This window comes from Pseudoalteromonas sp. bablab_jr011 (assembly GCF_016464045.1).
Lineage (GTDB): Bacteria > Pseudomonadota > Gammaproteobacteria > Enterobacterales > Alteromonadaceae > Pseudoalteromonas > Pseudoalteromonas lipolytica.
In genome coordinates, this window is sequence record NZ_JACDWU010000245.1 from 1 (window position 1) to 13782 (window position 13782).

Genomic DNA, 13782 nt, shown 5'->3' on the forward strand with positions numbered 1-13782 from the left:
ACCACGATAGGCTATTTCAGTTTTGACTTGTTCAATGAGTGTATTCATGACTTACCTCCAAGTTATGGGATAACCCCAAGGTAAGTGTGGCTCAAATTATAAGAATAGGATCTCCGCGTAGCGGCTTAGTTCAACAATTTTATAGTGCGCTCGTCGCGCATCTTTGTGCCGATGTTACGCGCATGTATTAATGAATCTATTTTTAACAAATAACGTAATGCATTGCCAACTTTAATATTTTTATGACACTAAAGGTATTCAGAAAAAGAAATTACGCTCGTCGCTCATTTTCTTGAATATGGGAGCACAACAACAAAACAGTATATTAATACAGTTATTTATGTCATCACCAACATAAAAGTTAGTGGAATATCAGATTATGGAGTAGAGCCAATATCATTAGATGAATAAAAATGTACCTGATAGCTCATAGCCGCCCTTAGAGCATTTGCTATGCATTATTTTGGGGCAAAAACGGTTTACTTTGGTTAAGCGAACAAGAAAGCGGGAACAAAAAAATCCCCCTCAATAACGTAAATAAACCACACAGAACGACTAGATGTCCTTCACCCATAATAAAACCTAACAACCACCCGCTCACGTACACTTCCCTGTGTAAATCACGCCGGTGAGTCAGTAAATTTTACTTATCAGAGGCTTGAGATTCTGCATCTCTATCCTGCTGTTTTTCGCTGATCATGGTGTTTAATTTCTCACCGCCTTTAATACCAAAATCTAACGTGCGGATTGGGAATGGAATGGTCATATCAGCTTCGCTTAAGGCGTTTCTAACAGCCACAACAGCCTTGTGGCGTACAGTCATAAAGTCAGCTTCACCGGGGTACTTAATCCAAAACCACACCAGTAAATTAATGCTGCTATCGCCAAAGCTTTCGGCGTACACGGCGGTCTCTTCTTGCTTGATCACAAAATCAAATTCATTGATTTTTTTAACGATAACCTCTGCAGCTTGCTCTGGGTCATCGGCATACGAAATACCCACAGGCACCTCAATACGGCGAACGCCTAACGTACTGTAATTACTAAGTATGTTTCTAAATAAAATTTTATTCGGTACGAGAATTAGTTGCCCATAAAAATTCTCGATAAGGGTGTTTCTGAGGTTAATCGCGCGCACTGTACCAAATACACTTTCCGTTCGAATGACATCACCTGCTTTAAAGGGTTTACGAATACCCATGGCAATACCTGCGATTAAGTTTTCGGTCATATCCTGAAAAGCAAAACCGATAGCAAGACCAACAATACCAGCACCTGCGAGTAATGAAGTCACGGTGCCTCTGAGGCCTAAAAAATCGAGCGCAACAAACAGCCCTACACAAAGAATAACCACTTTTGCAATAGACGACATCAAATCAGCAATTTGCGTTGATTCCAAAGAGCGACGTAAGATTTTACGCAGCATTGAGCCACACACTCGCGCTAAAAGCGAAAATAAAATGGTTATTATGATTGCGACGATGAAGTTAGGAATATGACTTATAACAATATCAATCCAACCACCAAGCTTCTCTTCAATGAGCTTTTCAGCTTCACTAACGGATGGAATTTTTAGCATGTTTATACCTTGTTATCTTATATTAACTAACTCGGTAATTTGCAAAATGAACGCCATGTTTAATCAGACAAATAAAAACCATAAAAAAAGCCGTGCATCGCACGGCTTTTAACACACTAAAGTAGGCTCTTTTTTCTAGTGCTGTTCTTCTCGCAGAAAAACAGGTTCGAGCTCTTTCGCGGTTGCATCGCTACTGAAGTAATAACCCGCTACTGTGAAATCTTTTAATTCACTCAATTGAGTAATTTTATTCTCTATAATGTAACGCGCCATCATGCCGCGGGCTTTTTTCGCGTAAAAGCTGATCACTTTATACTGGCCGTTTTTACAATCTTTAAAATGAGGTGTAATAATTTGTGCATTTAAGGCTTTTTTATCAACTGCTTTAAAATACTCATTTGAAGCAAGGTTTACTAAGTACTTACTGTCTTGCTCTGCCAAGACTGTATTGAGTTTTTCGGCTATCACACTCCCCCAAAACTCATACAAGTTTTTACCGCGTGGATTTTCAAGCTTAGTGCCCATTTCTAGGCGGTAAGCTTGCATTAAATCGAGCGGCTTAAGCACACCGTAAAGGCCAGATAAAATTCGTAAGTGAGACTGTGCATAATCTAAGTCAGAGTGTGTTAACGACTGTGCATCTAAACCACCATACACATCACCATTAAATGCAAGGACGGCTTGTTTTGCGTTTTCTGTTGTAAACGGCTGTGACCACTGTGCGAATCGCGCTGCATTTAAACCGGCTAGTTTATCGCTGATTTTCATTAAACTGCCAATTTGGGCAGGGGTTAAATCACGGCAAACTGACATTAACTCTTCGCTGTGCTCGAGTAATTCAGGCTGAGTGAATTTGTCGGTCGTGGCTGGTGTTTCATAATCTAAATTTTTTGCAGGTGAAATAACTGTGATCATAGATAGCTATTGACTTGTAATTTGTTTGATGTCAATTTCAACATTAAATGAATCAAAATGCACGTTTTGTTTCGCCCCGCCTTAATTCGCTGCATTTTCACATCTAATGCCTTAGTTTTCTTAGTTAAGGACATTTGACCTATTAAACACTGTCATAGTGTTGCAGCATTAAGGTGGCTATAATGGATTTTCTTTTAACTTGCTTGGAATGAGGAAAGCAAATGACTTCAGCACTACAAAGGCTTAAACAGCATTCATCTATTGTTGCAGATACAGGTGATATTGAAGCTATCAAAAAGCACCAACCAGAAGATGCAACAACTAACCCATCTTTACTTTTAAAAGCCAGTGAAATTGAAGCGTATAAACCTTATCTAGACAAGGCATGGCAATACGCAAAAGAAACAGAGCAAGATGCAGCCAAGCAACTTGAACTTGCTTGCGATTATTTTGCCGTATTAATTGGTAAAGAAATCAGCGAAATTGTACCGGGTTATATCTCGACAGAAGTCGATGCGCGTTTATCTTTCGATACACAAGCGACGATTGATAAAGCACATACTTTACTTAGCCTTTACGAAAAAGAAGGGGTAAGCAAAGATAAAATTCTTATTAAAGTTGCATCAACGTGGGAAGGCATCAAAGCTGCCGAGCAATTAGAAAAAGAAGGCACTAAGTGTAACTTAACGCTGTTATTCTCAGAAGCGCAAGCACGTGCCTGTGCCGACGCCAATGTATTTCTAATTTCACCGTTTGTTGGCCGTATTCTTGACTGGCATGTAGCGAATGGTATGGAAAAACCGACTGATCCAATGCAAGATCCTGGTGTACAGTCTGTTCGTAGTATTTATGAATTCTACAAACGCCATGACTATAAAACAGTCGTGATGGGTGCAAGCTTCCGTAACACGGGTGAAATCATCGCGCTTACTGGTTGTGATAAATTAACAATCAGCCCTGCATTACTTGAAGAGCTTGGTGAGCTTACAGACGCACAAGAGTACTTACTTGAAAGCGACTTTACCGTTGAACCAAAACCAGCACCACTGACTGAAAGTGAGTTCCGTTGGTTACATAATCAAGATGCCATGGCGACAGAAAAACTAGCTGAGGGCATTCGCTCTTTTGCCGAAGCGCAGCTTGAATTAGAAGCACGCTTTAAAGCAATGTAATCTGCAAAAATCATTGTAAATGAACGCCACCGCTCTCGGTGGCGTTTTTGTTTATATACCATACAAAATTTTGATCTATTCATCTAGCAATCACATTTCTGTAACAATATCGTCACTTTTTTATTCTATTTTTGTCTAGCCTGTGGTATAGGTATTTCCGAGGTTCAAAATAATCAATAGGAGAAGTTCATGGATAGCCTAGACGATATTTTAGAAATATTAGAAGGTCCTAGTACAACAAAAAAGACCTCTACAAAAAATAAAAAGAGAAAATGGCGCGAAATCGAAGCTTTGAAAGACAAGCACAGATTACGTAAAGAACTACAGGAGTTAGACTACTTTACAGACAGTATAGCGATTGATGAGCTAGACTTTTAAACCAAGGCCCGCAAGGGCCTTTTGTTTGCATTAAATTTTAGGAAGGTGCCAATTAATCGGTGTTTTATGCTGTTCGCTCAATCGTTGATTAATCGTTGAAAAATGCTTACACCCAAAAAAACCTCGATGTGCAGACAAAGGTGAGGGATGTGGGCCTTGGATCACGTGATGGCGCGATATATCGATGTGTTTACCTTTCTTTTGTGCATGTGCCCCCCACAAAACAAACACAACTCCCTCACATTGCTGATTGATCAGTGCGATAACTTGGTCTGTAAACTGCTCCCATCCCAAGTGCTTATGTGAATGCGCGTTTCCCTGCTCAACGGTCAGTACTGTATTCAATAAAAACACGCCTTGCTCTGCCCAGCTTTGTAAGTAACCATGCTCAGGTATTTCGAATCCGTCGATATCTGTGGCCAGTTCTTTATAGATGTTTTTAAGTGAAGGTGGCAGTTTTTTAACCTCAGGTTGCACTGAAAAGCATAATCCATGTGCCTGCCCTTCACCGTGATAAGGGTCTTGCCCTAAAATAACCACTTTCACATCGTTTAAAGGAGTGGCGTTAAAGGCTGAGAAAATCTGTTCTTCAGGTGGGAATACTACAACACCCGCAGCGCGTTTATCAGCAACGTAGGTTAGCGTGTCTTGCATATAGGGCTTGGCTAATTCAGCCTTTAAAAAATCTTGCCAGTTGGTCATTTTGAAGCCTGTATTTGCTTTCTTGAAATGTCTATTTTACCACACATCTCGCTCAAGCCATCAAGCATGCGGGTTGTAAAGCGATGTAATAAATCAGCGTTAACACTTATAAATTGGTTATGCTGAACGGCCGGTAATTCAGGCCATTGTCGCCAATCTATTTGAGGTTGCGGCTTTTTCGATTTTTCATCGGGGATAATAATCACCTCGGGTTTACTTACCAGCACATTTTCAATGCTGATACGCGGATAATCGGTTTCACTGTTTGCAAATACATTGTCAGCATGGCAAATCGTTAGTAACTGATTAATCCATGTGTTACCACCCACCGTCATCATCGGCTCTGGCCATAACTGATAAAACACACTCACAGGGGGTTTATCCTGCTGTGAAGCACGGATGGCAGCAAGCTTTACTTCAAACTCAGTGGCGACTCTATCGGCTCGCGTTTTTAAATGGGTTAACTCACCTAATTTACGTAACTCATCAGCCACATTATCCACTTGGTCTGGGTTACTGTAAGCAACCGGAATACCTAATTTCTCGATGTAAGCAAGATCTTCAGCTTTATTACCGGTCTTCCATGCAAGAACAAGATCAGGTTTCAGCGATAAGAGCCTTTCCATATTGATGCCATAGTAACCTCCCACTCGTTCAATTTCATTGGCTTGTGCAGGGTAATCGGCATAATCGACGGTTCCAACGATCCGATCTCCAGCACCAATTGCAAACAGGTTTTCGACTATATGCGGAGCCAAAGCAACGATACGCTGAGGCTCTTTAATTTCATGTGCGTAAGAAAACTGAGCCAACCACATCAATGCCCATAAGCAACTAAAGGTCAGTGCTTTCATATTAGTAATCAAACCCTTTTTGTGCCTTTATGCCAGCATCAAATGCATGCTTCACGTTACGTACTTCACTCACGGTGTCTGCAAGTTCTGTGAGTTTTCGGTGCGCGCCTCGCCCTGTAATAATCACTGATTGCATTGCAGGTCGCGAACTAATTGCAGCAATGACTTCATCTAAATCAATGTAGCCATAGGTAATCATATAAGTGATTTCATCGAGCATCACTAAATTAATAGACTCATCTTTTAGCATTCGTTTTGCTTCTTGCCATGTTACTTGCGCTGCCGCTGTGTCAGAGTCTTTATTTTGAGTCTCCCAAGTGAAACCCGTATTCATAATGACAAATTCGACGCCTGCTTTTTCGAGTAAATTACGTTCACCGCACTCCCAAGTGCCTTTAATAAACTGACAAACAGCTGCTTTCATGCCATGACCCACAGCACGCGCTACAGTACCAAAGCCTGAGGTTGATTTTCCTTTCCCGTTACCTGTAATGACCTGAAAAATACCTTGCTCTTTTTGAGCCGCGGCGATGCGCTCGTCTACTTTTTGTTTTACTTTTTGTTGGCGCTGTTGGTGCTTATCTAGGTTGTTTTCGCTCATTATTTTTCCTTACTAAAGGTGTCATAAATATTGATAATTTGCTCAATATCCATATGTTTTTCCACTACGTCTGCGAGTCTATTTAACTGCTGTTCGCGGTGTTGATTAAGATCGATAGGTGTCAATTTCGTCTCAGGCTCTAGCCATCTGACCAACTGATTTACTGCATCAGGTGTATCAAAAAGCCCATGTAAGTAAGTACCTGCTACTTGGTTATCATCGCTAATAAAGCCGTCATGGGTAAAGCCATTCGGATGCTGTTCAAACGTTATAAAAGGCTGTTCAAGCGCTGGCCCCTCACTTATTCCGGCATGTATTTCATAACCACAAACTTGCTGTTCGCTGCTGTTTAAATGCAATATTCCAGTTACTTGTGTCAGCACTTTTTGTTGGCCTAACTGAGTTTCAAAATTAGCGATTCCCAACCCTTTTGCTTCCCCTAGTCTAGACTCAACAGAATGAGGATCGGCAATTCGCATCCCTAACATTTGTAGACCACCACAAATACCCAGCACTTTGCCTGAATAACGAAGATGGCGGTGTATTTGTTTGTCCCACCCTTCATTTTTTAGAAAGGCTAAATCGCTTAACACATTCTTACTACCTGGAATAATAATTAGATCAACATCAGGAATCGATTGTGTATGACGGACATAGTGAAGGTCTATTTCTGGTTGCAGTCTGAGGACATCGAAATCAGTGTGATTACTAATATGAGGTAAAAGAAGAACAGCAATGTGTAACTGTGGCTCAGCAACTTTATTAGCAATAGCCACGGCATCTTCGGCATCTAAGGCTAAATCATGTAAGTATGGCAAAACCCCCAAAACAGGTTTATTGGTGTATTGCTCAAGCCAATCTAAACCACTTTGTAACAGTGCTATATCACCACGAAAACGATTTATTACAAACCCTTTTACGCGCGCTTGCTCTGATTCAGATAACAACGCTAACGTCCCAACCAGGTGAGCAAAAACCCCTCCTTTATCAATATCGGCAATAATGATCACTGGGCAATCGACAGCCTCAGCATAACCCATGTTAGCAATATCATTTTCTCTGAGATTAATTTCTGCTGGACTGCCTGCGCCTTCAACAACTAATAGCTCAAACCGTTCGCTTAAGCGCTTTTGAGAGGTGAGTACAGCGTCCATAGCGACCTTTTTATAATCGTGGTAACTGCCGGCTTCCATATTCGAAAGCGCTTTCCCATGCACAATAACTTGTGCACCCGTATCGCTATTTGGTTTTAGTAAAATAGGGTTAAAATCAACCTCAGCGGGCACATTGGCTGCCACTGCTTGCAGTGCTTGTGCACGCCCTATCTCGCCTCCATCGGCGGTTACAGCACTATTAAGTGCCATGTTTTGCGGCTTAAAAGGCGCAACCTTAATGCCGCGTTTAGCAAAAATGCGACACAATGCCGCCACTAAAGTGCTTTTACCTGCATCAGATGTCGTGCCTTGCACCATAAGGGTTTTCATCATTGCTCCCTCTTTAATGTTTGTGCAAGGCCAGCAATAATAAACTCAACCCGAGCAACCTGCTTGGCAAGCGATTGGTGTAACCAACCCGAATGATCAACAAACTGGCGGCTCAATTCACCCAATGGCACAATACCATGGCCTACTTCATTGCTAACAAAAATAACCTCGCAGGGAAACTCTTTAAGCACATCAAGTAGTGCTGCTTTTTGCTCTAGCCAATATGCTTCACCGTGCTGACATAAACAATTACTCAGCCAAAGTGTTAAGCAATCAACCAAAATACAGCGGTCTGCTTTGCCATGCTCTTTGAGCACTTTAGCCAATTGCAGTGGCTCTTCGATAACTTGCCAACGACTATCGCGCTCTAATTGATGACGAGCAATGCGTTCAGCCATTTCATTATCGCCCGCATTGGCTGTCGCAAGATAAATAATCGATTTGCCTGAATTGCTAGCTAGTTGCTCTGCAAAGCGGCTTTTACCACTGCGTGCGCCACCTAAAATCAAGGTATGTGGTTGCTTCATAACATGCTCACTAAGGTTAAATATACAGCCAGCTCAGCAATTTGTTGTGCGGCACCTAGGCAGTCTCCGGTATAACCTGATAACTGTTTTTTGAACCAGTGAATTAATATAAAACGCGTTATAGTAAGTACAAGGATTACAGTGAAGATGTGCCAAATACTGAGCACTGAAAATAACCATGCGAAAAGTATCACTGCCCCGCCAGTCGCAAGCAGTATTTGGTAACTTTCGGTGCTTAAGTACATCGCAACGGGTTTTACTTTGCTGGTTGCATCGTGACTAACATAATCCATGTCAGCAATTAAACTCGTTGCGACAATTCGGCTTAAACTCTGCCCTAATAGCAACGCAAGAAGTAGCAAATTTAGTGACTCAGACAACACAACTAAACTTTGAAACTTAATAAGCAGCACAATAATAAGTGCAGCCGCTCCGTAAGTTCCTAAACGGCTGTCTTTCATAATGGTCAGCTTATCTTCAACTTTCCAGCCACCACCAAAGCCATCCCATACATCTGCTAACCCATCTTCATGAAATGCCCCCGTCAAAATTAACCCTAAGGCCATAACAAGTGCCACGGCAATTGAAGCAGGAAAAAAGTAACTAAACACGAGATAACCTAAACTTAAAATCCCCGCAAGAAGAACCCCTACCAAAGCAAAATAGCGACTGGCTTGGTTCAATGCCGTCGTTGATACCTCAAAATTAAGCGTCACAGGTATACGTGTTAAAAAACTAACAGCTAGCAATAATAGCTGCTTTTGAGAAGGCGATGGGTTGTATGTATTCATTGCTTAAACAACCTGCTCAACATGTGCATCTGCAAAACTTGCCATTTCGTTATAAAATGCAAGCGATGATTGTAATAATGGTAACGCCAAGGCGGCACCACTGCCCTCTCCTAAGCGCAAATTAAGGTTTAATAATGGCGATGCGTCTAACGCTGCCAGCATGGCTTTATGTCCTTGCTCATCTGAGGCGTGAGCAAAAATCATATAATCACGTGCATGCGCGTTTATACGTGTCGCAACCAATGCTGCGGCACTGCAAATAAAGCCATCAATAACCACCACCATGCCTAATTCTGCCGCGGCTAAAATAGCACCTGTTATTTGAACTATTTCAAAGCCACCCAGCGCCGCTAATGTCATTAATGGATCGTTTAGATGTGCCTGATGCAAATTAACAGCTTGTTCAACAACCGCAATTTTTTTAGCTACCACCTCATCCGCTACGCCCGTGCCCTTACCCACACATTGAGCGGCAGGTAATGATAATAGAGCAGCCATTAATGCTGCCGCACTGGTTGTGTTACCGATCCCCATTTCACCGAATGCTACGGTATTACACCCTGTATTTTTTATTGCATTCATACGCTGCTTAGCAAACTTAAAGCCTTGTTCAACTTGCGCTGGCGACATCGCCATTGAGGTATTTATTGACTCAGTAATATGCCCTAAACGTTGATTATGAACACTAATATGATGCTGTTCTGACAAAGTGCCTGCATCAACGACCTCAAGCTGCCATCCAAGTTGACGGCAAAATACATTAATTGCCGCTCCACCATGCGCAAAATTCGCAATCATTTGTGAAGTCACACTGCTTGGCGCAATCGAAACCCCTTGGCTAGCAACACCATGATCACCTGCAAAAACGACGAGTGTCGGCGCGTTAATAACGGGTTTAAATTCATCTACAGCGTGCTCTGAGTTAAGAGATTGACTTAAAATGAGTGTCAACGTTTTTGCGCACTCTTCTAATTGACCAAGCGCTCCTAAGGGTTTGGTTTTAAGATCTATTTTTTGTTGAATTACAGATGCATACTGCGAGTTAAGAGGTGCGATATTAAACATGGGCTACCTGCGCTGTTTACGAAAATAAAGTAAAGATAAAAAGAACACACTGCCTATAGCCGCAGTGATCACACCCACAGGCAATTCTTGATTAGTCAGTAAAGTACGACAAAGCACATCGACCCATACCATAAATGTACCACCAACAAGGCTCGTCATTAAAAGGTTGTAGCTTGAGCCTTGCGACGTAAAGTAGCGGACAATATGCGGGATCATAAGCCCAACAAAGCCAACCCCCCCACACATAGCGACCAAAACAGCAGTAATTAACGAACTAAGTAGTAACATTAAAATACGAAAACGTTGAGCATGAATCCCCAGTGTTGCCGCGCTTTCATCACCAAGCAACATAGCGTTTAACTGACGACGAAAAGCGATCATTAACGTCATACACGCAATGATTACGGTGAGCGGGATCCAGAGCGTTCCCCACTCAGCACGTGAAAAACTTCCCATAGTCCAAAATAAGATAGCTGTAATCGCTTGAGGATCGCTAAAATAAAGTAATAAACTGGTTAAAGCACTAAACAGAAATGACAGTGCGACCCCCGCCAATAACATCGCTTCAACTTGCCCTACATGGCGACGCCCAGCAATGCCAATCAACAAAAACATAGAGAGTAAGCTGCCCAAAAATGCAGCAATCGACATACTAAAGCCAAAACTCACACCGGTAAGCGATATAAAGCAAACCACACCAAATGAGGCACCTGAAGAAATACCAAATAAGTAAGGGTCTGCCAACGGGTTTCGCGTTACGGTTTGTAATATAAGCCCAGCAAGCGCGAGCCCAGCTCCAGCTAAAAACGCCAATATCATACGTGGCATGCGCAGTTGCAAAATAATACGCTGGATAAATTCATCACTGCCCTGGCTGATTAAACTATGCAGCACATCACTCATTGATGTACTCGCGGCACCAAAACTGAGTGCTAAAAAGCAACTAACAAGTGCAACGCATACACAGAGACTAAAGCGCACCCTATCAGTCATCTTGATGCTCCTGTCTGTTATAGCCGTAATAGTAGGTAATATGTGGCACGAACTCATCAAACGAGGTTGACTGAGGATGAGCAGACACTCTTGCACAAACACCAAAAACATCACTTAACAGCTGCTCTGTAAGCACCTCTTTTGGTGTGCCTTGCGTAATTAATTGACCTTCATCGATAACAAGTAACTCATCACATACGCTAGCAGCTAGATTTAAATCATGAAATGAAGCGAGCACAGTGACATCAAGTGACTTAGCAAGCTCCATAATTTGAATTTGATACTTAACGTCAAGATGGCTGGTTGGCTCATCCATAATCAATAACTTTGGTTGCTGAACAATTGAGCGGGCTATAAGTGCACGCTGTTTTTCTCCACCCGAGAGTGAATCAAAGCTTTGCTGTGTGTGATGACTTAAACCAACCTGCTCGATTGCTTGATAAATACGCTTTTTATCATCGGCATTAGTCGCACTAAACAGGGTTTTATGTGGGGTGAGACCTAAACTAACTACATCGAAAACAGATAAATTAAATTGCGAAGGAGACTCTTGTAAAACCACAGCAACATTTTTAGCGAATTCATCAGCACTGATTTGCCAAATATTATCGCCAGCTAAAAAGACTGCACCTTGTTGTGGTTTTAAATAGCGATATAAGCAACGCAATAAACTTGATTTACCGGCGCCATTAGGTCCCAGCAAACCAATAAATTGACCTGCATTTAACTGCAAATTGATTGATTTAAGAATTGTTTTATCAGCAATTCCCCAGCTTAAATCAGATACTGAAATTAAAGGGGTTGTGCCTTGGCTTTTTAATTGCAAATTACACTCTCTTGGCGAGTTTTATCAACGCACCAGAAAGCACTGACCTATATCAGTAGATAACGTGAGTTGACCCGCTCAATGATACTAATTAGTTTGAATATTAAATCGCTCAAATCGATAAACACTCTACTGTATTAGCATAATAAGACTAATTGTTGTTGCTAAGTATCTGGCTGACCATGTTCATCATGGATTACAGTTGCGGGAACAGCTGGAGAATCTCACCCCATTCCATAGCATATAGATATACCTAAACGACCTCATGATGCGAGTTTCTGTTGGAATTAAAGCAATATAGGCAAGAAATTGATTACACAGAATGGTTATTCCTTTCCTAAAATCAATAACGCGGAATTAATCGCTTTAAACCAACCCGCAGAACGTTGTTCAAAAACTTACTTTCTAAGTTGTTACTTATATACGTGCTGCAAAGTAACGCCTTGATATAAAGCCCCTGTAAAACGCCGAAATCTAAATTTTGAGGTAGTTCGGTATATTATGGCGGGCTAAGTAAATAATTCAATGAATATCACTCTAGATGGCTAAAAAACTATTTTAGGCCACGCTTGCCCTTGTTCATCTATATATACATCTAACGTTATTAACCCTGCATAAGGTAAATGAAAAACATTAAGGTGAGTATTCGTTTGTTTAGGCATATGACAAATAATAGCGAGGATTTGTTTAATTACACCGGCGTGGCTAATCACTAATGATTGCGTATGTTTGGACTCTGTAAGCGAAACTAAAAATGCCTGCCACCATGCTTCGACTCGCGCGTAAAAGTCAGCCATTAATTCACCATTTGGCACTTTAACCTGCCACGGATGTTGCCAAAAATCACCGACATGAGGTTTACCATTTTGTTGCCAAAGTTGTTGGTAATCTTGGCCATCCCAGTCACCAAAATTAAACTCTTTCAATGCATTGTTATATTGCACATTGATTGTATGCTGACGAGCTAAGAATTCTGCATGCGTTGAACAACGTTTTAGCGGAGAGCTATAAATAGCATCGAAGCGAGATAATTTTGCGCTTGCTAGACGCATCTGTTCATAGCCTACATCTGACAAAGCAACATCAACGTGCCCACAAAGAATGCCCGGAGTTGCAATTTCGCCATGACGTAGTAAGTAAACCCGTGAAGTAAATGCGTCCATAAATATCCTTAATCAGCCATACAAGACGGTAACGCGTTTCTAGCTCAGTGTCGAGTTAGGCTAAACGAATTAAGCGAACATCAAAATGCAGCACTGCATTTGCACCAATTTTACCACCATTCCCCTTTTTACCCCACGCAAGCGCAGGAGGGATCACAAATTCATAGCGAGATCCTATATTCATCAACAAAAGCCCCTCTCTTAGGCCTTCAATCGCTTCCGATAAAGCAAACACCTCCGGCATACCCGCTTTATAGCTATCGGCAATAACATGACCGTCAGCGAGCATAATTCGTTGATTAATAACAACAGTATCAAACTCTGTAAGCTTGTCACCTGCCGCATCCTCTACAACTTTATACATCAAACCCGATGGGCACACTTGTGTATCTGGATGAGCTGAAAATTTGCTGATAAATGCTTCACTATTCTTACGGTTTAAACCTGATGAGCCTTTCGATTTTGTTGTTTTCTTACGAGACACAAAACACCTTAATTGTATTACAAATATAAAGCGCTTTATCGCATAACAAAGATAGGGAAGCAAGGAGTTTAAAGTAGAGTAGCAAGCGCTAAAAACTCAACAATGTCTTATACCATTCCGCTTAAATATCTGATCTAATATAGGCTATATAAAATCACCGGTTAATAACATTGAACCAAAACATAGCTGAACAGCTTTTAGCGCTTTCGCGAAAAGAACCAAACGCACGAAAACGCATACGATTACTC

The 13782-nt window shown here is 41.5% G+C and carries 15 protein-coding genes and 1 riboswitch; of the genes, 2 read left to right on the forward strand and 13 right to left on the reverse strand.

The window, feature by feature from the left end:
• Positions 1-643 precede the first annotated feature (643 nt).
• Both JIG41_RS14580 and yaaA read right to left on the reverse strand, forming a co-directional pair.
• Entirely contained in the window at positions 644-1579 is a 936-nt protein-coding gene (locus JIG41_RS14580; RefSeq protein ID WP_199525006.1) for a mechanosensitive ion channel family protein, read from the reverse strand.
• 135 nt (positions 1580-1714) lie between these two features.
• Positions 1715-2494, reverse strand: coding sequence for a peroxide stress protein YaaA (yaaA, locus tag JIG41_RS14585; RefSeq protein ID WP_199525007.1), 780 nt, complete (start codon positions 2492-2494; stop codon positions 1715-1717).
• Positions 2495-2715: 221 nt separating this feature from the next.
• On the opposite strand from yaaA, the gene tal reads away from it, so the two are divergent.
• Positions 2716-3666 carry a transaldolase gene (tal, locus tag JIG41_RS14590; protein WP_036966394.1) on the forward strand — a complete coding sequence of 317 codons (951 nt, stop codon included), beginning with the start codon at positions 2716-2718 and terminating at the stop codon, positions 3664-3666.
• Positions 3667-3855: 189 nt separating this feature from the next.
• The gene (locus tag JIG41_RS14595; RefSeq protein ID WP_036966391.1) at positions 3856-4044 is read left to right on the forward strand and encodes a DUF3545 family protein; all 189 of its coding nucleotides are present in this window, start codon (positions 3856-3858) and stop codon (positions 4042-4044) included.
• Between the two features lie 30 nt (positions 4045-4074).
• Here the strand turns inward: JIG41_RS14595 and ung are convergent, their stop codons facing one another.
• The 11 genes from ung to JIG41_RS14650 all read right to left on the reverse strand — a co-directional run bounded on the left by ung (position 4075) and on the right by JIG41_RS14650 (position 13534).
• Positions 4075-4746 carry a uracil-DNA glycosylase gene (gene ung, locus JIG41_RS14600; protein WP_199525008.1) on the reverse strand — a complete coding sequence of 224 codons (672 nt, stop codon included), beginning with the start codon at positions 4744-4746 and terminating at the stop codon, positions 4075-4077.
• Positions 4743-5564: a cobalamin-binding protein gene (locus JIG41_RS14605; protein WP_231387333.1), complete on the reverse strand. Its 822-nt coding sequence runs from the start codon at positions 5562-5564 to the stop codon at positions 4743-4745. The genes ung and JIG41_RS14605 overlap by 4 nt, the downstream gene beginning before the upstream one ends.
• 37 nt (positions 5565-5601) lie before the next feature.
• Positions 5602-6201 carry a cob(I)yrinic acid a,c-diamide adenosyltransferase gene (cobO, locus tag JIG41_RS14610; protein ID WP_199525009.1) on the reverse strand — a complete coding sequence of 200 codons (600 nt, stop codon included), beginning with the start codon at positions 6199-6201 and terminating at the stop codon, positions 5602-5604.
• Complete coding sequence (locus JIG41_RS14615) at positions 6201-7685, reverse strand: cobyric acid synthase (RefSeq protein ID WP_075594444.1); 1485 nt, start codon at positions 7683-7685, stop codon at positions 6201-6203. The genes cobO and JIG41_RS14615 overlap by 1 nt, the downstream gene beginning before the upstream one ends.
• Positions 7685-8212 (reverse strand): bifunctional adenosylcobinamide kinase/adenosylcobinamide-phosphate guanylyltransferase, encoded by a 528-nt coding sequence (gene cobU / locus JIG41_RS14620; protein ID WP_118844583.1) that lies wholly within the window; start codon positions 8210-8212, stop codon positions 7685-7687. The genes JIG41_RS14615 and cobU overlap by 1 nt, the downstream gene beginning before the upstream one ends.
• Entirely contained in the window at positions 8209-9003 is a 795-nt protein-coding gene (locus JIG41_RS14625) for an adenosylcobinamide-GDP ribazoletransferase (protein ID WP_199525010.1), read from the reverse strand. The genes cobU and JIG41_RS14625 overlap by 4 nt, the downstream gene beginning before the upstream one ends.
• Before the next feature lie 3 nt (positions 9004-9006).
• On the reverse strand, positions 9007-10068 hold the full coding sequence (cobT, locus tag JIG41_RS14630) for a nicotinate-nucleotide--dimethylbenzimidazole phosphoribosyltransferase (protein WP_199525011.1): 1062 nt from the start codon (positions 10066-10068) through the stop codon (positions 9007-9009).
• Between the two features lie 3 nt (positions 10069-10071).
• Entirely contained in the window at positions 10072-11061 is a 990-nt protein-coding gene (locus JIG41_RS14635) for an iron ABC transporter permease (RefSeq protein ID WP_249406678.1), read from the reverse strand.
• A complete protein-coding gene (locus JIG41_RS14640; protein ID WP_074989057.1) occupies positions 11054-11887 on the reverse strand; it encodes an ABC transporter ATP-binding protein in 834 nt (277 codons plus the stop codon). The genes JIG41_RS14635 and JIG41_RS14640 overlap by 8 nt, the downstream gene beginning before the upstream one ends.
• Before the next feature lie 149 nt (positions 11888-12036).
• A riboswitch (cobalamin riboswitch) is annotated at positions 12037-12159 on the reverse strand.
• A gap of 273 nt (positions 12160-12432) precedes the next feature.
• Complete coding sequence (locus tag JIG41_RS14645; protein WP_074989058.1) at positions 12433-13050, reverse strand: histidine phosphatase family protein; 618 nt, start codon at positions 13048-13050, stop codon at positions 12433-12435.
• Between the two features lie 55 nt (positions 13051-13105).
• A complete protein-coding gene (locus tag JIG41_RS14650; RefSeq protein WP_065978673.1) occupies positions 13106-13534 on the reverse strand; it encodes an FKBP-type peptidyl-prolyl cis-trans isomerase in 429 nt (142 codons plus the stop codon).
• Positions 13535-13782 lie beyond the last annotated feature (248 nt).

Bases quoted from the DNA above. Each gene is read 5' to 3' on its own strand.
- JIG41_RS14635 (WP_249406678.1), bottom strand. From the start codon at position 11,061: ATGACTGATAGGGTGCGCTTTAGTCTCTGTGTATGCGTTGCACTTGTT.
- JIG41_RS14595 (WP_036966391.1), top strand. From the start codon at position 3,856: ATGGATAGCCTAGACGATATTTTAGAAATATTAGAAGGTCCTAGTACA.
- ung (WP_199525008.1), bottom strand. From the start codon at position 4,746: ATGACCAACTGGCAAGATTTTTTAAAGGCTGAATTAGCCAAGCCCTAT.
- JIG41_RS14645 (WP_074989058.1), bottom strand. From the start codon at position 13,050: ATGGACGCATTTACTTCACGGGTTTACTTACTACGTCATGGCGAAATT.
- cobU (WP_118844583.1), bottom strand. From the start codon at position 8,212: ATGAAGCAACCACATACCTTGATTTTAGGTGGCGCACGCAGTGGTAAA.
- JIG41_RS14605 (WP_231387333.1), bottom strand. From the start codon at position 5,564: ATGTGGTTGGCTCAGTTTTCTTACGCACATGAAATTAAAGAGCCTCAG.
- cobT (WP_199525011.1), bottom strand. From the start codon at position 10,068: ATGTTTAATATCGCACCTCTTAACTCGCAGTATGCATCTGTAATTCAA.
- yaaA (WP_199525007.1), bottom strand. From the start codon at position 2,494: ATGATCACAGTTATTTCACCTGCAAAAAATTTAGATTATGAAACACCA.
- tal (WP_036966394.1), top strand. From the start codon at position 2,716: ATGACTTCAGCACTACAAAGGCTTAAACAGCATTCATCTATTGTTGCA.
- JIG41_RS14615 (WP_075594444.1), bottom strand. From the start codon at position 7,685: ATGAAAACCCTTATGGTGCAAGGCACGACATCTGATGCAGGTAAAAGC.
- JIG41_RS14580 (WP_199525006.1), bottom strand. From the start codon at position 1,579: ATGCTAAAAATTCCATCCGTTAGTGAAGCTGAAAAGCTCATTGAAGAG.
- cobO (WP_199525009.1), bottom strand. From the start codon at position 6,201: ATGAGCGAAAACAACCTAGATAAGCACCAACAGCGCCAACAAAAAGTA.
- JIG41_RS14625 (WP_199525010.1), bottom strand. From the start codon at position 9,003: ATGAATACATACAACCCATCGCCTTCTCAAAAGCAGCTATTATTGCTA.